We start from the raw sequence: 18,188 nt of genomic DNA, 5'->3' as shown, positions 1-18,188 counted from the left end.
ATGGCCCAGCACAACCTTGGAACTGTCATCAGCTTCGAATTCGTCCGCACCGTCACCAAGCTTCGCTTCTGGATCGGCACCCTGTCCGTGCCCGTCATCATGGCCGTGGTGTTCGGGATGATCTTCCTCAGCAACACCAGCACCAGTACCGCCGCCGAGGCCCAGAAGAACGCCCAGTTCAGCATCTCCTACACGGACGCCTCCGGCCTGATCACTCCCGCTGACGCGGCCGCATTCGGCGCCGTTCCCGCAGCCTCGTCCGACGCCGGGATACAGGACGTCCGGTCCGGTGCAGTCGAGGCCTACTTCGAGTTCCCCGCCCATCCCGAGTCCGCCGCGGTGAAGGTCTACGGCGCGGACCGGGGGTTGTTTGAGAACGGCAAATACGCCGCCGTCGCCCAGGCCATGCTGGCCCGCGCCGTGGCCGTGAGAATCGGTTCGCCCCAGTTGTCCGGGCTCGCGGCGGGGTCGGTGCAGGTGGAAACGGTGACCTACCAGGGGTCCGAGGTGGCCGGCGGCATGAACTCCGTGATTCCGCCGATGGCGTTCCTGGTGGTGTTCTACGGGCTGGTGGTGCTCCTCGCCGGGCAGATGCTGAACTCCACGCTGGAGGAAAAGGAGAACAGGGTCACGGAGATGATCCTCACGACGCTCAAGCCCACCACCCTGATCACAGGGAAGGTGCTGGCCCTGTTCATGGTGGGCCTGGTGCAGGTGGCCGTCTTCGCCTCGCCCATCCTGATCGGCGGACTCTTCTACCGTGATGCCCTGAGCATCCCGGCGTTCGAGTTCTCCCAGCTGGTCTTCGACCCCCTGCGCATGACCGTCGGATTCCTCATCCTCGTGGGCGGCTTCGCCTTGTTCACCACCACCCTGGTGGCCATCGGCGCCGTGATGCCCACGGCCAAGGAAGCCGGGAATTTCATGGGGGTGATGATCGCCCTGATCTTTATCCCCTTCTATTCAGTCAGCCTGGTGATCTCCGAGCCGCACTCCCCGATCGTGCAGGTGTTCACCTACTTCCCGTTCTCCGCGCCCGTCACGGCGCTGTTGCGGAACGCGTTCGGATCGCTGGGCGTCCTGGAAGCCGCAATGGTGATCGCCATCCTCTACGTCGGGGCCGCCGTGATGCTCCGGCTGGCCGTGCGGCTTTTCCAGTACGGGTCCATTTCCTACACCTCGAAGGTCAGCATCAGGACCGCCCTCAAAGCTGGCTCCCGGCACGCTGTGGCCGGCCCGGCGGAGAAGTAGCCGGGACGTTGGAGGGGCCGGAGGCGGACCGTGCGGCTGGTATTCCTTGGTGACGTGATGCTGGGCCGCCTGGTGAACGAGCGGCTCAGGTCAGCCCCGCCCGCGTACCCCTGGGGCGATACGCTTCCGGTCCTGGCGCAGGCGGACATGCGGTTCGCCAACCTCGAATGCGTCCTGGCCGACGGCGGGACTCCCCAGCCCGGAAAAGTCTTCCATTTCCGCTCGGACACCAGCAACGTTGCGGTCCTGGCCGCGGCGGCCATTGACGCCGTCTCCCTCGCCAACAACCATGTGCTCGACTACGGGGAGGCCGCCTTCCACGAGATGCTGCCCGTGCTGGACCGCGCTGGACTCCTCCACGCCGGAGCCGGCCCGGACCTGGAGGCGGCGCGCCGGCCGGTGATCAGGCGAGTGGGCCGCACCGCCGTCGGCCTCATTGCCTTCACGGACAACCAGCCGGACTGGGAGGCCGCACCGGACCGGCCCGGGGTGTTTTACGTGCCCGTGGACGAGCGGCACCAGGACGACGCGAGGGTCCAGGACCTGCTGGCGCTGGTCCGCCGCACCAGGGCACGCGCGGACCTGCTGGTCGTGTCGGCGCACTGGGGCGGCAACTGGGGCGCCGAGGTGCCGCCCGCCCACCGCGCCCTGGGGCGGGCGCTGGTGGATGCGGGAGCCGACGTCGTGTTCGGGCATTCGGCCCATATCTTCCGCGGCGTGGAGCTCTACCGCGGCCGGCCCCTGATCTACAGCGCCGGCGACTTCATCGACGACTATGCCGTGGACCCGGAGGAACGCAATGACCAGTCGTTCGTCTTCTGCCTGGAAATCCCTGGCGGCGGGCCCGTCCGCCTGCAGCTCCATCCCACGGTCATTACCGGGTTCCAGGCGCGGCTGGCCGGAAGAAGTTCACACCGGATCGCAGGCCGGATGCAAGGGCTTTGCGCCGAGCTGGGCACCCGGAGCATCTGGGCGGAGGAAGGGAACGTGCTGGAGATACCGGTGGACGGTTAGTCCCGCTTGTCCCGTTCGCTGAATTCCTCGTCGAGGTCGTAGTGCCGGAACTCGGTCTCCGGATTCGGTTCTCCCTCGGCCACGTACTCGTAGTCCAGCTGGCGCTGGACCTGGCTGTCGAGGACCTGCAGTTCCTTGTCGTCGACTTTTGAGAGATCCTCCGGAAACTCGTCTTCCGGGGTGAGATGCAGCTTCTCTGTCATGTCGTGCCTCTCTTGGCCAGGAACTGGGGGTGCTGTTCGTGCAGCATCCTGGCATGTCCCAGATTATCCGCACCTGCGGGCGGGCGGAAGTCCAGCGGGCGGAAGTCCGTTAGGCGACAGCATGGCCGTCGAAGGGGAGTGTGGCGGACAGCCGCAGCCCGGGGGGGGCTGCCCGCCGTCGCAGCTACGGGTTTGCTGCCCGGTGGGGCGGGATGCGCCGCCGGCGCAGGGCATGTCCGCTGCTGCCCTGGCCGGTGGTCCGGGACCTGGCGGCGAGGTACGCCGCCACCGCGGCTGTCAGCACCGCCACCGCTGGGATGAACTGCCACCAGTCCACCGTGTCCATGCCCTGGGACGCGTTCATGGACCCGTGCAGGAGCCCCAGAATCAGGATGCTACCGCCGGCCCCCGCGAACACCATACCCAGTAGGTAACGTGCCACGGCGGCGAAGCCGAACAGGACTCCCCACGAGAGGGCGACGTCCGCCCAGGGCGTGTCCGCGAACCCGCGCGCGGCGAAGGCCTGGGGCAAATGGATGAGGGCGAACGGAATGGCAGTCAGCAGTGAGCCCGCGAGCACGCCCTTCCGGTCCATCAGCCGGCGCTGGACCACCCCCGCCCAGGCCAGTTCCTCCCAGACGTTGCCCAGCAGGGCGCCGATGACCACTGCCTTCAGCAGGTACAGCCCCGCGGTGGCGGCCCACCCGCTGCCGGGCTCACGGAGCGTGCCGGTCACGACGGCGGTCAGGAGAGTCAGCAGCGGCAGGGCCAGCAAGGCCATGGCGTACCAGCCGGCGCCCACCCGCCAGCGGACCACCCCGCTGAAGAGGCGACGGACGCCGGCGCGGCCGTCCGCCGCCGCCGTCACCAGGACGGCTGCTCCCAGCAGGACCAGCAGTTCCACCAGGAGCCCGGGAGTAACGTCCTGCAGCAGGACGATGGCCAGGACCTGCGCCAGCCAGGCCAGCGGGATGGCAAGGAGCAGGAACGCGGCGACCGGGTGCGCGGCAATCCGGTCCTTGATCCGGGAGCGGATGCGACCGGCGGTGTTCGGAGTGGGGTCAACGCTCATCACGTGCCTCGGTTCAGGCCAAAATCACCAAGTGCTGACAGGTGCAGGTTACGCCCGTTGCGCAGCCGAATCCATGGTTCCCTGCTTGGCCTGTGATGACGCTAGCTGCTTCGCGTGCTCCGGGCCTTGCTCTTCCGCCCGCCGCGGACCAGCTGTCCGTGTAAAGGGTGGGCAACGGCGGTGCTGAACCGGGCCGCGCGGCGGGAAATGTGGTGCGATGGCTGCCGGCGCGGAATCACGGCGGGCCGGGCAGGGGGTTGCTGTGCTGCCCGGGCGAAGAACCAGCTCTTGGCGAATTCGACCATGACCAGGTAGACCACGATCATGCCCAGGAGAGCCAGGAAGAAGGGCGTAGGCAGCGGGTCGAACCCGAGGACACCGGCCAGCGGAGATAGCGGCAGGAAGATGCCCACCACCACCACGCCCAGGGATGCCCCCAGCAGCCCCGCTGACGGCCGGCTCCGCAGGAACGGAACCCGCCGGGTGCGGATGGCAAGGATGATGAGCGTTTGCGTGGCGATCGACTCGATGAACCAGCCGGCCCTGAACTCTCCGGGCACCGCATGGAACGCGAACAGCATCAGGGCGAAGGTGGCGAAGTCGAACAGGGAGCTGATGGGCCCGAAGAGGAGCATAAAACGCCGGATGAAGGCGATGTTCCAGTGCGACGGGGCCAGCAGCTGCTCCTTGTCCACGCGGTCTCCCGGGATGGCGAGCTGGCCGCTGTCATAGAGCAGGTTGTTCAGCAGGATCTGGCCGGGCAGCATCGGCAGGAAACTCAGCACGACGGATGCCGTGGCGGCACTGAACATGTTGCCGAAGTTGCTCGAGGTTCCCATCAGCACGTACTTGATGGTGTTCGCGAAAATCCGCCGCCCTTCCATCACGCCCTCGGCCAGCACTGCCAGGTCCTTGTCCAGCAGCACGACGTCGGCCGCGTCCTTGGCGACGTCGGTGGCGCTGTCCACGGAGATGCCGATGTCCGCTGCGTGCAAGGCGAGCGCGTCATTGACCCCATCGCCCATGAACCCGACGGAACCACCGCTCCGGCGCAGCAGCCGGATGATCCGGGCCTTCTGTTCCGGCGAGACACGGGCGAAGATGCTTGCCTCGCGGGCCGCAGCTGCCAGCTCTGCATCAGAGAAAGATTCCACCTCGGCGCCGGTGAGCGTACCTCCGGAGAGCACCCCGAGCTCGTCACAGACCTTCTCGGCAACCTTGGCGTTGTCCCCGGTGGCGATCTTGACCGTGATGCCGAGCGCTTCGAGCTGGTCCAGTGAAGCCCTGGCGTTGGCTTTGGGCCTGTCCAGGAAGACCAGCAGCCCCTCCAGGACCAGGTCCTTCTCGTCGGCCGGTCCGATCGCTGTCAGCCCTGCGGCCGGCCGGCTGGCTACGGCCACCACGCGTGATCCCGCGTTGAACTGTTCGTCCAGCATCGCCTGCACACCTGCCGGGATGTCCGCGCAGAGCGCCAGGACATCTTCCGGCGATCCCTTGGACACCAGCTGTGCAGCGCCGCCCTGTTCCCTGACCAGCACGCTGGTCCGGCGGCGCAGGTGGTCGAAATCAATGACGTCCAGGCGTTCGTAGCGGCCTGGCTCGAAGCCGGCCGCATCGGCGGAAGCCCACAAGGCAGCGTCCAGCGGATTCAGTCCCACTGTGGAGACCTTCGCTTCCGTGTACTCCGCTTCCGTGGCGAGAAGGCCCAGCGTAAAAAGGAAGTCGGGGGCCACTCCGTCCCTGGCGGGCAACGCTGCGGTGAAGCTGATCCTGCCCTCGGTGAGGGTGCCTGTCTTATCGGTGACGAGCACGTCCATGTCCCCGAGGTCCTCAATGCACACCAGTCGCTTGACCAGCACTTTGCGCTTGGCCAACTGCCGGGTTCCCGTGGCCAGGCTGGTGCTGACCACCGCCGGTAACAGCTGCGGCGTAATACCAACGGCAATCGCCAGTGAGAACAGCAGCGATTCGATGACAGGACGCTGCAGCAGCAGGTTGGCAACGAAGATCAGTGTGGTGAGGATGACGGCCACCTGCAGCAGCAGGAAGGAGAAGCGTTTCAGGCCCAGCTGGAACTCGGTCTGCGGCTGCCGCTCGCCGAGCCCCAAAGCGATCCGGCCGAATTCGGCCCGCCCGCCTGTGGCCACCACCACGGCGGTGCAGCTTCCGGACTGGACCACGGTCCCCATAAACAGGCAGGAAGTGAGGTCGGCGGGTGCAGCGGAGCCGCGGACCGGCGCCGGATCTTTGCTGACAGGCAGCGATTCACCCGTCAGGATGCTTTCGTCGCAGAGCAAGTCTTTCGCGGTCAGCAACCGCATGTCCGCCGGGACCACCGCGCCGATGGCCAGATGCACGACGTCGCCGGGCACCAAGGCTGTGACGCGGACTTCCCCCAGGATCCCGTCGCGGAGAACCGCGGCCAGGTGGGTGACACGTGCATGCAGCGCCTCGGCGGCGCGCTCGGCCCGGAACTCGTTGACGAAGCCCAGCCCCACACTGGCCAGCAGAATCACACCGATCACAATGGAGTTCGTGGCGTCCCCCAGGAATAAGGAGAGCCCGGCAGTGACGGCCAGCAGGATCAGGATGGGGCTGCCCAACTGCCGCGCCAGCACCGACCACCCGCTGGCCTCGTGTGTTCGCACCGCGTTCGGACCCACGGCAGCCAGCCGCCTGGCGGCTTCGCCGCTGGCCAGCCCCGCGCTGCCGGTTTTCAACTGGTCCAGGACCTCTTCCACGGGAAGCTGCGCGGCGTGCGCGATGGTCACTTGCCCGGGCCGATGCCCCTGGACGTCGAAGTCCGGCGCGTGGAGTTCGGGCACGTCAGGACAGCCGCCAAACGTAGGCGTAGGGCTGCGGGAACTGGGTGATCCGGAACGCCCGGACCACGATTTTGGCAGGGCCCGGCGGCATGCCCGTCCACAGGACCTGTTCCACGTTGTTCGCGTGGTCGAAGCCGGCGGAGGTTCCGGAATTTCCGTGCCGCTCGCTGCCGTCCGCTGCCTGCACAATGAGGTCGAGGTCGTTCTGCAGCTGGGGACCGGGCGGATCGGACCACACCAGGGTGATCTTCAGCGTCACCCCGGCGGCGGTAAGTTCCGGGTCCCCGGCAGGAGCCCCGTGCCGTCTTCCCTTGGCAGCAACCTTGGGGACTTCTGCGGGGATGTCGATGGCGAAGGAGTCCTCCTCCCCCTGCTCCAGCGGGCCGCCTTCGCCCAGGCCGGCGTTGCCAGGCTGCCCGGGAAGGACCACGGACCGGCCCAGGTTGACCCGGCCCCACCCGGAGTTCCCGTTCGGGGACTCCCCGGCTTCGCTGGGGTTGTACTGTCCCGGCAGCACGTCGGCGCCGTTGATCAGCAGGGCCTTGATCAAGGCGCCGCTGGGGGCGGCCAGCCCGTTCTTCACCAGGGTTTCCCGCAGCACCGCCGCGCAGCCGGCAACCAGCGGTGTTGCCATGGACGTGCCGGAATCGAAAAAGAACAACGGATCGGTGGAGGTGCCGAAGGTGCTGCCCATCGGAGCGTTCCGCGAAAGCGTGGACAGGATGCTGGTTCCCGGGGCGACGACGTCGGGCTTGATCCGGCCTTCCTTGGTGGGGCCGCGGCTGGAGAAGGCCACCATCCCGTCCGGGTTGTTGGCCTGCTTGTCGCGTTTGACGGGGTTCGCGGGGAAGTCGCCCGGCCAGTACGTGCCGTAGGAGGGCGCGAAGTCCTTCCGGAGGCTTTCGCTGGCTCCCACGGTGATGCAGTTCTTGGCCGCGGACTGGGATCCGATGGAGTTCGAGTCCACGGTACCGTCGCTGTTGCCGTCCACGCCGTCATTCCCGGCCGCGAAGCAGATCACCTGGTCCGGGTGGTTCCACACGAACTCGTCGATCTCCCGCGAGCTTGAGTCATAGGGCAGGTTGAGTCCGGGCACCCCCCACGAGTTCGTATGCACGCGGGCGCCGTCGTCGTACGTCTTTTGGAAGAGGTCGTTCAGGTTGACCGGGATGCCGCCCAGGCCGCCGTTGGCGTCGAGCAGGCTTTGCAGGATCAGCAGGGCCTCAGGTGCCGTGCCGTCAATGTTCCCGCCCATGGTGGCCGAGTTTCCCCGGCCCAGCACGGAGCCGGCCACGTGCGTGCCGTGGCCGTGCGGATCGTCCGCCTTGTCCGGCGCCGTGCGGCCCAGCGCATAGAGCGTCTGGACCCGTCCGGTGAACGCCGGATGCGGGTTGGCGGCGTCACCGGTGTCGAATCCGGTGTCCGCCACGGCCACCACTTCCCCGTCGCCCCGGTACGTTGTCCCGTTGACCAGCACCTCGGCATTCAAAATCTGCCGGGCAACATTGTTGAAGAGCTGGCGCTCGCGGACCGGGTGGATCTCGCGGATCTCGTCGATCTTCGCCAGTTCCGGGAGCTGGTCCACCGAGGTGGTGATGCGCAGCTTTCCCGGGGTGACCGCCACTGCGTCCGGCTCCACCCTGGCCGCCACGGCAACCCGGGCGATCAGGTCCGGGGTGGCCTCGATGCCCGGGTGCAGCAGCAGGTCCACCTTTTCCAGCCGGCGGTCCGGATGCGGTTCGTGGTCCGCCAGCGACCGGACGTTGCCGGTGTCCGCCCCGCGCGGCAGCAGCGGCGGCGGGATCTTGAAGACCCTGGAGTACACGTCCGCCCAGCTCACGAACGGCAGGGCGCGCACCCGGTCCAGGTCTGCCGGCGGGAACGCCGCAAGGTAGGTGTTGTCCGAGACGTATTCCTGCATCTCGACGTCGATGCCGGCAAGTTCCGCGCGCTGTTCCGCCGTCAGCGGCTCCGCGGTCTGGATGAGGATATGGTCCGACTCCGAGGCGTCCTCGGCAACCAGTCCGGCGTCACGCAGGGCACGGTTCTGTTTGATCGGATCAATGGTGATGCCGTTGATGGTGATGTCAGACATGAAGTTGTGCCCCCTGGCGATCAGCCCGAATAGCGCCGCCGGAAACAACCTCGGCACCCGGTGGCCGCGTGTGCTCTAGAAGGAGACCCGGACCCCCGCCGAGCGGGGGCCCCGGAAGGTGAGCGTCAGCATACGCTCGGCGCCCTAGGCGGTCAACGGCGCGTGGAAAGCTGCCCGGCAGCGGACACCTCAGCGGGCAGCTCGGCGGGCACCCAAGCGGGCAGCTCGGCGGGCAGCGTCCCGTCGTCCTCGTACGCGCCGGCACCGGCGAGGTCGCGGCCGGCGATGTAGCCGAAGGTGAGGGCTGGTCCCAGGTTGATGCCGCCCGCGGGGTAGTGCCCGCCCATCACGTTGGCCTGGTCGTTGCCCGCAACGTAGAGCCCTTCGATCGGCCGGCCGTCGTTGTCCAGGACGCGGCTCCGGCCGTCCGCCTCCAGTCCGGCGAAGGTGCCGAAGCTGCCGGGAACCACGCGGACCGCGTAGAAGGGACCCTTCTCGAGCGGACCCAGCGAGGGGTTGGGCCGGTTCCCGGCGTCGCCGCCATACCGGTTGAACGCGGTCTCGCCGCGCCCGAAGCCGGGGTCCACGCCGTCGCGGGCGTTGCGGTTGAACTCCTCCACGGTGGCTTTGAGGCCGGCGGGGTCGATTCCGCACTTCGCCGCGAGTTCCTCCATGGTCCGTCCCTTCGTGAGGTAGCCGGAGCGCAGGTACGGGAAGAGCGGGACCGGCAGCGGCTTGGCCATGCCCAGAGGGAACCTGCGGACGAACCGGCTGTCGGCAATCTGCCAGGACTCCGCGGTTCCGCCCTCGGGGGTGGCGGCCATCATCGCGGCCACGTAGTCGTAGTAGCCGTTGGCCTCGTTGACGAAGCGCTTGCCGTTTGCGAGGACGCCGATGCTGCCGGGCTTGGCGCGGTCCATGATGTGCGGGAAGGTGCCGGTGCGGCCGTTGCGGTACTGCACCAGCGACACGGGGCACCACGCGGCGGCGGATTTCACGTCGGTCTTGAACCGGGCGCCCACCGCCTGGGCCAGGGTGATGCCGTCGCCGCTGGTCTCCGCGGGTGCCAGCGTCCAGTGTTCCCGGCCGGTGGGGGTGTGGGGAAACAGCTCCTTCCGGCGCTGGATGTCGTGGGGGAAGCCGCCGGCGGCGAGGACGACGCCGCGTGCAGCATTGATCTGCAGCTCACCGTCCGGGGAGCCGACGACGGCGCCGGTCACCTTGCCGGTGTTGTCGGTAAGCAGCCGTTTCGCGGGAGTGAAAACGCGGATATCCACGCCGAGATCGTCAGCGGACTTCAGCAGGCGTCCGGTCAGGGCGGTGCCGTTGACCAGTTGCATGTTGCGGCGGTGAATCAGCAGGTCCAGGAGGTGGAGGCCCATGCGCCAGCCGGCGTGGAAGATGCCCTTCGGATTTCCCTGCGAGGCGGAGAGGAACTTGCTGAGGTCCGGTCCGGCCATGATGCCCATGCCCAGGAAGGACGTTTCGTAGAGCTGGTGGCGCATTTTTGCCCGGAGTTCCGGCCTGATCCGCCGCGCGTTGATCGGTTTGGGGCCCACCGAGCGGTTGCCGGTGCCTGCGCCCGGCTCCTTGCCGTAGATGTCATTGATCCTGGTTCCCGGGACGAACTGCAGGGACGTCTTGTCCTGGAAGAAGCCCACCATGTGCGGGACGGCCTCGAGGAAGGCGTCCACCTTGTCCGCCTGGTACTCCTCCCCCAGGGTGTGGCGCAAATAGGTGCGGAACGTTTCCTTGTCCTCGTTTACGCCGGCAGCCTTGGCAAGCGGGTTGCCGGGGGTCCAGGCCCAGCCTCCGGACCAGGACGTGGCCCCGCCGCAGACCCCGGCCTTTTCCACCACGATGACTTTGAGACCGTGGTAGGCGGCGGTGACGGCGGCGGACAATCCGCCGGCGCCGGATCCGACCACCAGCACATCGCAGTCCAGGGCGCCAGGCCGGCCGTCCTGCTCAGTTGGGGCCGGTGTGGAGGCGGTGCTCTCGTTCATGGGGTTCTCCATTGTGGTTCTCTCGGGTGTCTCTTAGCGGCCGTGGTGGTTAGTGGCCGAAGGTGTCTGAATCGAGGCGCGGCGGGGCGCCGGTTTCCAGCGCATCAATGGCGGCGAGCTGCTCCGGAGCCAGCTCGAAGCCGAAGATGTCCAGGTTCTGCCGCTGCCGGTCGTCGCTGGCGGATTTCGGCGTGGCGATTCGGCCCTGCTGGACATGCCAGCGGAGCACGATCTGTCCGGGCGTCCTGCCCAGTTCCTCCGCCGGCCCGGTGATGGCGGGGCTGGCCAGGAAGTCGCCGTTGCGGCCAAGCGGGCTGTACGCGCCGGTGGCAATGCCGTGCTCACGGTGGAAGGCCAGCTGGCCGGGCTGGCCGTGGGCCGGGTCCACCTGCACCTGGTTGACCGGCACGGCGAGTCCGGCCCTTTCGACTGCCAGCAGGTGGGCGGGCTTGAAGTTGGAGACGCCCCAGGCGCGGATGGCGCCGTCGTCCGCCAGCTGCCGGAGGCCTTCGCAGGCCTCGACGAACCGGCCCAGCGCGGGGTTGGGCCAGTGGACCAGGAACAGGTCCAGGTACTCCACGCCCAGCCGGGCCGCTGAGCGTTCAAAGGCGATTCGGACGCCGTCCCGGCTGTGCCAGTCCCGGTTGAACTTGGTGGTGATGAAAATGTCCTGCCGGGCGATGCCGCTACGCCGGAGGCCCTCCCCCACGGCCTCTTCATTGCCGTAGTTCTCGGCAGTATCGATGTGCCGGTAACCGATGGCGATGGCGCGGTGCACGGCATCCGCGGCGTCCTCCCCCACCATCGGCCAGGTGCCCAGCCCGATCAGCGGAACGCGGACGCCGGGGGCAAGCTCCGTCGTCGTGCTTTCCAGAACTTCGCTCATTTGGCCCCTGCTTCCTGAAGGTTTTCCGCTGCCGCTAGTACGGCGTCAGCGGCGGCTTTCAGGTTCCGGGCCCAGCCCGGTCCACCGAGTTCGGCAACCCGCCGGTCCGACGGCGTCTCGACGCTCACGGGCGTCCCTGCCGGGAAGGCAGCCACCAGCGCGGCGAGATCGAACCCGCCTTCGCCGGGGACGCCGCGTTCGGAGCGCGACTCTGTCACGAGGTCCTCGCGGGTGGCGGGCCGCTGCACCGGGCCGTCGCACAACTGCAGCAGCGGGACAAGGTCCGCGCTGGCCGCCAGCTGGTCGAGCGTGCCGCCGAAGCGGTTGAAGTGCAGGGCGTCCACCACGATCTTGCAGCCGGCGGCGCGGGCCAGTTCCGCCGCGGCGGGGATGGAATGCACCGCCTGGTAGGAGATCGGTTCCAGCGTGGGCACGATGCCGAAATCCCGGCCGTCCGCCGTCATCCGGGCCAGCGTGTCAGCCAGCCGGGCGGCGTCCGGATCGGCACCGGCAACGGTCAGCGAGCCGGCACCCAAGGCCTGGCCTGCTTCCATCATCCGCAGCCAGGCCCCGCGCTGGTCACTGCCGTCCAGGAGCAGGAACTCGATGTCCTTCACGGTCACGCCGGTGTCCCGAATCCGGGCCAGGGTTTCCTTCAGCATGGGTGAACCGGGCTGCAGGTCATAAGCACGTTCGGCCGCGGTGACCGGCCGCACCCGGGCGCCGATGAAGTCGAAGCCCGCCCCGGCGGCGACGGTCACGAGGTCCGGCGGCGCAGTTCCTACGAGGGAAAGCTGGGCCAGGCCCACCTGGCGGCGTGGCGGGGTGTTCATGATGCTGCTCCGTTCAGGGAAAGGTTCGCTGGATCTCGACGGGCCCGATCACCGGTGGCCCGGGCCCGATCACCGGTGGCGCCGGCGGCCAGTGCAGCGGCCACGCGCTGGGCGGCGTCGTACCCGCTCTTCACGGCGTTGGAGGCGATGGCCGGGGTCTGGTCCACCACCGTTCCGGCGAGGGTCACAGGAACCCCGGCCGCGAAGCTCAGTGCGGCATCGCGCTCGCGGGCCGTCACGGAGCCGTCCAGCGGGGCAACCGAGCGGGAGACCAGCAGGGGCCCCGGGGCGTCCAGCCACTCGCCGCTGCTGAGCCGGACGCGGCCGCCGTCGTACTCTTCGATGGAGCTGCCCAGCCGGATCCGGACCCGCGGGTTCTGCTCCAGCCGGGGCACTGCCAGGATCTTGGCGCGGCGGCCGGACTCCGGCGCGATGACCTCCTGCGGCCCCACCAGCAGCACGGCGGCGCCGCGGTCCGCCAGGGTGTCCGCCACGCTCATGGCCACGGAGTCGGCGCCCCAGATGGTCACTGCCGCGGGGAGTTCGCCGGCGGCAGCACCGCTGTCGAGGACGCCGGGGTGGGCGGCGAGCCATTCGCGCACGTCCGTGACGTTCGGGGAATTTCCGCCGGTGAACCCGGCAGCCGGGCGCAGCCCGCCCGTAGCCAGCACGACAGCGTCGGCGCCGGTTTCGCGGACCAGCGCGGCGACGTCGTTCGTGTCTACGTGCGTGCCCGGCCGGACGTCGACGCCGAGCCGGGCGTTCTCGGCCGCCGACCATTCGGCGAAACGGTGGAAGTCCGGGGTGGACTTCATCCGCTCGGCGAGGGCGAACTGGCCGCCGGGGCGGGCGCCGTCGTCGAGCACTGTCACCTGCGCGCCGGCTTCGGCGAGTTCACGGGCGGCGGTGAGGCCTGCGGGGCCGGCTCCCACCACCACAACACGGGACCCGTCACGGACGGCGGGCGTGGGGACGGGGACGCGGGAGCGGCCCACGGCCGGGTTGACGGTGCAGGTCACCTGGCCGAGTCCCAGGTTGTCGATGCAGACGTTGCAGGCGATGCACGGGCGGTAGCGTCCGCCGTGCAGGACGCCGCCCACAAAGGCGGGGTCGGCGTGGATGGCGCGGGCCAGGCTGACGAAGTCGCAGGTGCCGTCGCGGAGAACCTCTTCAATGATGGCCGGGGAGTTCAGCCGGCCGGCCATGCCTAGGGGGAGGCCGAACTGCCGGTAGGCCTTGGCGTAGTCGGCCAGGATGCCCGGCTTCCATTCGCCTGACTGGACGATCCATTCACCCGCCTCGTAGCTGCCGGCGGAGATGTCCAGGAAGTCGAGGCGCTCGAGGTGGGCCTTGGCGATGATGGCCAGCTGCTGCCCTGCGGTGATGCCGTCCGCCGGCCCCTCCACCACGGAGACGCGCATGCCGATGATGGCATCGGGGGCCTCCTTCCTGACTTCGTCGATCACCAGGTTCATGAAGTGTTCCGGGGCGGCGAATTCGTCGGTGCGGTGGTTGGAGATCGGGGACATGAACTGGTGGATCAGGTAGCCGTGGGCGCCGTGGATGTTGATGACGTCGAAGCCGGCGTCCACCGCGCGGCGGGCGCCCTGGCCGTAGGCCGCCACGAGGTCGCGGCATTCCCCGGCGGTCAGTTCCCGCGGCACCTCGCCGCCGGCCACCTCACACGGCACCGGTGACGGCGCCAGGTTCTTGTATCCGGACACCGCGGCCTGCGCCGTACGGCCGCCGTGGTTGATTTCGACGGCGGCGAGCGCGCCCTCGGCGTGCAGGGCGTCCGTGAGTTTCCGCAGTCCAGGGACCATGGCGTCGGTGTGCAGGCCCAGCTGGTGGGTGCGGCCCTTGCCGTCGGCGCGGACGTAGGTGGCTTCGGTGGTCACCAGGCCCAGGCCGGCCTTGGCACGGGTGACCAGGTAGTCGATGTACTGCTCCGTGATGCGGCCGTCAGTGGTGCCGTAATTGCGTTCCATCGGGGCGGAGGCGAGGCGGTTCCGGAGGGTCCGCGGAGTGCGGCCGTTGCGGCCGAGGGTCAGCGGCAGGGCTGCGTAGCGTTCGGTGGTCATTCGTCTTCCCTAACGTGCTGCCGGAATGCGGCTGGTTGGTTGGGCTGCCGGGGCTTCCGGCGGGGAGGGCTGGCCGGTGATGGCCAGCTGGTCCACCGCGGCGAAGCGGACGGGGACGCCGGTGCGGGAGGATTCGTAGACGGCCAGCAGGATGCGCAGCGCCTTGGTGGCGTCCTGGCCGGTGATGGCCGGTTCGGTGCCTTTTTCCAGTGCGGCCACGAAGTCGCGGACCTGGCTGGTGTGGTGCGGGATGAGCTGGCCGTTGATGGTGGCCAGGTCCACGTTGGGGCGGATGCCGGCGGGGTGGACGGCTTCAGTGGTGATGGTTTCGCCGACTGCCCAGAGGTCCACCCGGCCGTCGCTGCCCTCCGGAAACTCGGTGAGGGACGCGGTGGCACCGGTCTCGCCCGTGATCCGGATCTGCACGCCCAGGCTGGGCGAGACCGCCGTCGAGGCCTCCAGCGTTGCCATGGCTCCGGAGGTGAAGGTCAGGACCGCCGTGGCGGAGTCCTCCACCTCGATGTTGGAGCCGTGCTTGTAGCTGTTGATCTTGCCGTACACCTCGGCGATATCCCCCATGAACCACTGCAGCAGGTCGATGTAGTGGATGGCCTGGGTCATCAGCACACCGCCGCCGTCGTTGGCCCAGGTCCCCCGCCACGCGTCCCTGGAGTAGTACTCCGGTTCGCGGTGGAGCATCACCGAGCACTGGCCCATGACGGGGCGGCCCAGGGTGCCGTCGTCGATCGCTGCCCGGATCCGCTGGGCGCCCGGCCAGAAGCGGCGCTGGAAGAGCACGCCCAGCTTCACTCCGGCGTCGGCACACGCCGCGGCCATCCGCTCGGCCGAGGGCAGGTCCGTGGAGATCGGCTTCTCGCAGAGCACGTGGACGCCGGCCGCTGCCGACTGCAGCACCACCTCCTCGTGGGTGGGGTGCGGCGTGCAGACCGAGATGATGTCCACGCCGAGATCCAGCAGCTCGCCCACCGTATTCACGGCGTTCGGCACATCCCACGTCTCCGCCGTGGCACGGGCCCGGTCCAGGTCGATGTCGCAGACCCCGACGATCCGGACGTTGTCCAGGGCGCCGAAGGCCTCGAGATGGTTGCGGGAGATGGCGCCGCAGCCAACGATGCCGACGCGGAAGATGCGGGCGGGTGCGGATGCTGATGGAGTCACGGGAGAATCAACTTTCTGGTGCGTGGGCGGTGCTGGGCCGGCAAACGGTGCTGGGCCGGCAAACGGTGCTGGAGGCTACCCGGCGGGCGCTAGGCGGAAACGCGGCGCTTGCGGGGCAGTCCGAGTTCTTCGAGCGGGGTCTTATGGGTTTCCCTCGCCGTGGCGATGGCGATCGCGGATACCACCAGGCAGACCACCGTGAAGCTGGCCACCGGGATCCAGCCGCCGGGGCCTGGCTGGGCGAGCATCGTGGCGATGACGGGGGCGAAGCCGGTGAGGATCAGGCCCACCTGGCTGCCGATGGCCATCCCCGAGTAGCGGACCGGGGCGGGGAACATCTCGGGGAAGAAGACCGTCCAGACGCCGTTCCAGCAGGAGTAGAACACGGACATGTTCAGGAACCCGAAGACGAAAATCAGGGGAACGTTGTGCTCGCTGATCGCCCAGAAGTAGCCGAACGAGGTGACAGCGCAGCCGAGAGCGCCCACCAGCAGCACCTTCTTGCGGCCGAACTTGTCCGAAATGATGCCGGCCAGCGGGATGGTGAACATGGACAAGCCGATGGTGACGGCGTTGACCGTGAGCATCAGCGTCCGGTCCAGCCCGATGGAGCTGCCCGTGGCGTAGGCCAGGGCGTAGACAGTGAAGGTGGTCTGCATGACGGAGAACAGCATGACCAGGGCAACCCGCAGGACGTCACGCCACTGGGTCTTCAGGACCTCGGCCGCCGGGATGCCCTTCGGCTTGCCCGGATCCACGGCTTCTTCGAAGACCGGCGGTTCCTCCAGGCGGGTGCGGATCCAGTAAGCGACGCCGAGGACCACAACGGAGAGCCAGAACGGGATACGCCAGCCCCAGCTGAGCAACTGGTCTTCGGGAAGGGCGGCCAGCGGAATGAAGACCACCGTGGACAGCACCATGCCGGAGGCGTAGCCGGTCATCACGAAGCTGGTGAAGAAGCCGCGGCGGCCCTCCGGGGAGTGCTCCATGGTGAGCGTTGACGCGCCGGCGGCTTCCGCGCCGGCGGAGAAGCCCTGCGCCAGGCGGCCGACCAGCAGCAGTGCGGTGGCCCAGTAGCCGATCTGCCCGTAGGTGGGGAGGAAGCCGATGCCGATGGACGCGACGCCCATGATCACCAGCGTGATCATGAGGGCCTGTTTCCGGCCCACCTTGTCACCGAAGTGGCTCATCACGATGCCGCCCAGCGGCCGGGCCAGGTAGCCGACGCCGAAGGTTGCCATCGCTCCGAGCAGTGCCACGACGGGGTCGCCGCTGGGGAAGAAGATCTTGGGGAAAACGAGGGCTGCGGCGGTGCCGTAGATGAAGAAGTCGTAGTACTCCAGGGTGGAACCCAGGAATGAAGCCAGCGCCGCTTTCCTGGGCATCTTGGCCGGGTGGTTCGCTGCCGGACGGCTTTCCTGGTTGTCCTGGTTCAGGACGTCGGATTCCAGGACGGCGGTGCTCCGGACGTCTCCTGCCGGGGGTTGCTGGGCATGTCCCATAGTGTCTCCTCATCGAGTGTCACGGGTTAAGGGTGGTGGGGCCGCCGCCACATTGCGGTGGCACGTTCCGTAAGAGTTTTTGGGGCCGGGAGCCTCCGCCGGCCGGCCGGCGGTGGTGTGGATCCCTGAACAAAACTGTATGAGCGGCATCACAGATGTCAGCGGCAAATCCCATTCAACGGGACGCCCGGCATCGGATGGCACCACGGGACGGCACCAGGGGACGGGCGGGATCTGCCTAGGTTTTCGCGTCCCGGTCCCCTGCGGCCTGGCGGCCCGGCTCGAGCCATGGCCTGGTGCCGTAGGGCCGGCGCTCGGCACCCATGGTCCGGGAGAGGCCGCGGCCGGCGGCCACCAGCACGGGCAGGATCAGCTGGGGCTTCTCTTCAGCGGTAGGAACGACGACGGCGATGGCACCGATCACGCTGTTGCCCTCGCCGAACACGGGTACGGAGTAGGCGGTGTTTTCGGGGACCAGGACGCCGGCCAGCCGGACATAGCCCCGCTCCCGGATGAGGGCCAGGTGCGCGCGGATCTTCACGGGATCCGTTTCCGTGTTGGGCGTGGTCTTCTCCAGCGGGCCGGCCAGGAAGCGCTCCTGGACGTGGCGGGGCATGTGCGCCATCATGGCGAGGCCCGAGGAGGTGTTGTGGATGTCGAGCCGCCCGGCGACGTCGGCAAGGTTCAGCACTGTGCCGTGCCGGTCAAGGCGTTCGAGGTACAGGACGCTTCCGGACTCGACGTCGGGGACGGACAGCGAGACGTTCTCGCGGACGGCTGCGTGGACACCTTCCAGGAAGGGAAGCCCGCGGCGCCGGAATTCTTCGAGGGGGTTGCTGCGTGAGGCAAGCTCCCACATTTTGACACCCACGCCGTAGTCCCCGGTGGCGCCGCGGTTGAGCAGACCGCTGTCGACGAGGTCGTTGGCCAGGCGGTGCGCGGTGCTGCTGGACATGCCGGTGAGGCGGACCAGCTCCGCGAGCGTCAAACGCGGTTGCCCCCGGGAGAAGGCATCCAGGATCTTCACCACCCGCTGGATGACGGACTCCCCCGATGCGGAGTTCGCCATGGTTCCTCCCGGTTGTGCCAGCTTTTCTCCTGCCAATATATCCCTGCCGCGAAAGGACGGCGGTCCGGTGGAGGCAGCCCGTGGAAGTAGCCTAGGGGTGGGCGGGCCTGCACCTGGCGACAGCCGCGGAGGCACGCATCAGGAGCACGCATCAGGGAACATTGCGGGGAGG

At 68.4% G+C, this 18,188-nt stretch carries 13 protein-coding genes; 2 read left to right on the top strand and 11 right to left on the bottom strand.

What is annotated here, in order from left to right; all coding sequences use genetic code 11:
* Together PV761_RS12495 and PV761_RS12490 are read left to right on the top strand one after the other, a co-directional pair.
* Positions 1–1,251: an ABC transporter permease gene (locus tag PV761_RS12495; protein ID WP_347897141.1), complete on the top strand. Its 1,251-nt coding sequence runs from the start codon at positions 1–3 to the stop codon at positions 1,249–1,251.
* Positions 1,252–1,281: 30 nt separating this feature from the next.
* Positions 1,282–2,265 (top strand): CapA family protein, encoded by a 984-nt coding sequence (locus tag PV761_RS12490; RefSeq protein WP_347897139.1) that lies wholly within the window; start codon positions 1,282–1,284, stop codon positions 2,263–2,265.
* Here PV761_RS12490 and PV761_RS12485 read toward each other — a convergent pair.
* The 11 genes from PV761_RS12485 to PV761_RS12435 form a co-directional block, all read right to left on the bottom strand.
* Positions 2,262–2,468, bottom strand: a complete 207-nt coding sequence (locus PV761_RS12485; protein WP_028271200.1) for a hypothetical protein — start codon at positions 2,466–2,468, stop codon at positions 2,262–2,264. The two genes, PV761_RS12490 and PV761_RS12485, sit on opposite strands and share 4 nt — an antisense overlap.
* A 184-nt stretch (positions 2,469–2,652) precedes the next feature.
* Positions 2,653–3,540 (bottom strand): CPBP family intramembrane glutamic endopeptidase, encoded by an 888-nt coding sequence (locus tag PV761_RS12480; protein WP_347897137.1) that lies wholly within the window; start codon positions 3,538–3,540, stop codon positions 2,653–2,655.
* Positions 3,541–3,641: 101 nt separating this feature from the next.
* Positions 3,642–6,365, bottom strand: coding sequence for a magnesium-translocating P-type ATPase (gene mgtA, locus PV761_RS12475; RefSeq protein WP_347897135.1), 2,724 nt, complete (start codon positions 6,363–6,365; stop codon positions 3,642–3,644).
* Position 6,366: 1 nt separating this feature from the next.
* The gene (locus PV761_RS12470) at positions 6,367–8,460 is read right to left on the bottom strand and encodes a S8 family serine peptidase (protein WP_347897133.1); all 2,094 of its coding nucleotides are present in this window, start codon (positions 8,458–8,460) and stop codon (positions 6,367–6,369) included.
* Positions 8,461–8,612: 152 nt separating this feature from the next.
* On the bottom strand, positions 8,613–10,466 hold the full coding sequence (locus PV761_RS12465) for an FAD-dependent oxidoreductase (RefSeq protein ID WP_347897131.1): 1,854 nt from the start codon (positions 10,464–10,466) through the stop codon (positions 8,613–8,615).
* A 49-nt stretch (positions 10,467–10,515) separates the two neighbouring features.
* Positions 10,516–11,352: an aldo/keto reductase gene (locus tag PV761_RS12460; RefSeq protein ID WP_347897129.1), complete on the bottom strand. Its 837-nt coding sequence runs from the start codon at positions 11,350–11,352 to the stop codon at positions 10,516–10,518.
* Positions 11,349–12,185 carry a TIM barrel protein gene (locus PV761_RS12455; RefSeq protein ID WP_347897127.1) on the bottom strand — a complete coding sequence of 279 codons (837 nt, stop codon included), beginning with the start codon at positions 12,183–12,185 and terminating at the stop codon, positions 11,349–11,351. Before PV761_RS12455 ends, PV761_RS12460 begins: the two co-directional genes overlap by 4 nt.
* Complete coding sequence (locus PV761_RS12450) at positions 12,182–14,266, bottom strand: FAD-dependent oxidoreductase (RefSeq protein ID WP_347897125.1); 2,085 nt, start codon at positions 14,264–14,266, stop codon at positions 12,182–12,184. The genes PV761_RS12455 and PV761_RS12450 overlap by 4 nt, the downstream gene beginning before the upstream one ends.
* A 9-nt stretch (positions 14,267–14,275) precedes the next feature.
* Positions 14,276–15,445: a Gfo/Idh/MocA family oxidoreductase gene (locus PV761_RS12445; RefSeq protein WP_347897123.1), complete on the bottom strand. Its 1,170-nt coding sequence runs from the start codon at positions 15,443–15,445 to the stop codon at positions 14,276–14,278.
* Positions 15,446–15,534: 89 nt separating this feature from the next.
* Positions 15,535–16,947 carry an MFS transporter gene (locus PV761_RS12440; RefSeq protein ID WP_347897121.1) on the bottom strand — a complete coding sequence of 471 codons (1,413 nt, stop codon included), beginning with the start codon at positions 16,945–16,947 and terminating at the stop codon, positions 15,535–15,537.
* A 238-nt stretch (positions 16,948–17,185) separates the two neighbouring features.
* Positions 17,186–18,016 carry an IclR family transcriptional regulator gene (locus PV761_RS12435; RefSeq protein WP_347897119.1) on the bottom strand — a complete coding sequence of 277 codons (831 nt, stop codon included), beginning with the start codon at positions 18,014–18,016 and terminating at the stop codon, positions 17,186–17,188.
* Positions 18,017–18,188 lie beyond the last annotated feature (172 nt).

The organism is Arthrobacter sp. CC3 (assembly GCF_039907775.1).
Taxonomy (GTDB): domain Bacteria; phylum Actinomycetota; class Actinomycetes; order Actinomycetales; family Micrococcaceae; genus Arthrobacter.
This window is presented reverse-complemented; position numbering and strand designations above follow the sequence as displayed.

What these genes read in the sequence shown, in the direction of transcription:
- PV761_RS12460 (WP_347897129.1), bottom strand. Translation starts at nt 11,352, where the DNA reads ATGAGCGAAGTTCTGGAAAGCACGACGACGGAGCTTGCCCCCGGCGTC.
- PV761_RS12450 (WP_347897125.1), bottom strand. Translation starts at nt 14,266, where the DNA reads ATGACCACCGAACGCTACGCAGCCCTGCCGCTGACCCTCGGCCGCAAC.
- PV761_RS12440 (WP_347897121.1), bottom strand. Translation starts at nt 16,947, where the DNA reads ATGGGACATGCCCAGCAACCCCCGGCAGGAGACGTCCGGAGCACCGCC.
- PV761_RS12480 (WP_347897137.1), bottom strand. Translation starts at nt 3,540, where the DNA reads ATGAGCGTTGACCCCACTCCGAACACCGCCGGTCGCATCCGCTCCCGG.
- PV761_RS12435 (WP_347897119.1), bottom strand. Translation starts at nt 18,016, where the DNA reads ATGGCGAACTCCGCATCGGGGGAGTCCGTCATCCAGCGGGTGGTGAAG.
- PV761_RS12485 (WP_028271200.1), bottom strand. Translation starts at nt 2,468, where the DNA reads ATGACAGAGAAGCTGCATCTCACCCCGGAAGACGAGTTTCCGGAGGAT.
- PV761_RS12465 (WP_347897131.1), bottom strand. Translation starts at nt 10,466, where the DNA reads ATGAACGAGAGCACCGCCTCCACACCGGCCCCAACTGAGCAGGACGGC.
- PV761_RS12470 (WP_347897133.1), bottom strand. Translation starts at nt 8,460, where the DNA reads ATGTCTGACATCACCATCAACGGCATCACCATTGATCCGATCAAACAG.
- PV761_RS12455 (WP_347897127.1), bottom strand. Translation starts at nt 12,185, where the DNA reads ATGAACACCCCGCCACGCCGCCAGGTGGGCCTGGCCCAGCTTTCCCTC.
- PV761_RS12495 (WP_347897141.1), top strand. Translation starts at nt 1, where the DNA reads ATGGCCCAGCACAACCTTGGAACTGTCATCAGCTTCGAATTCGTCCGC.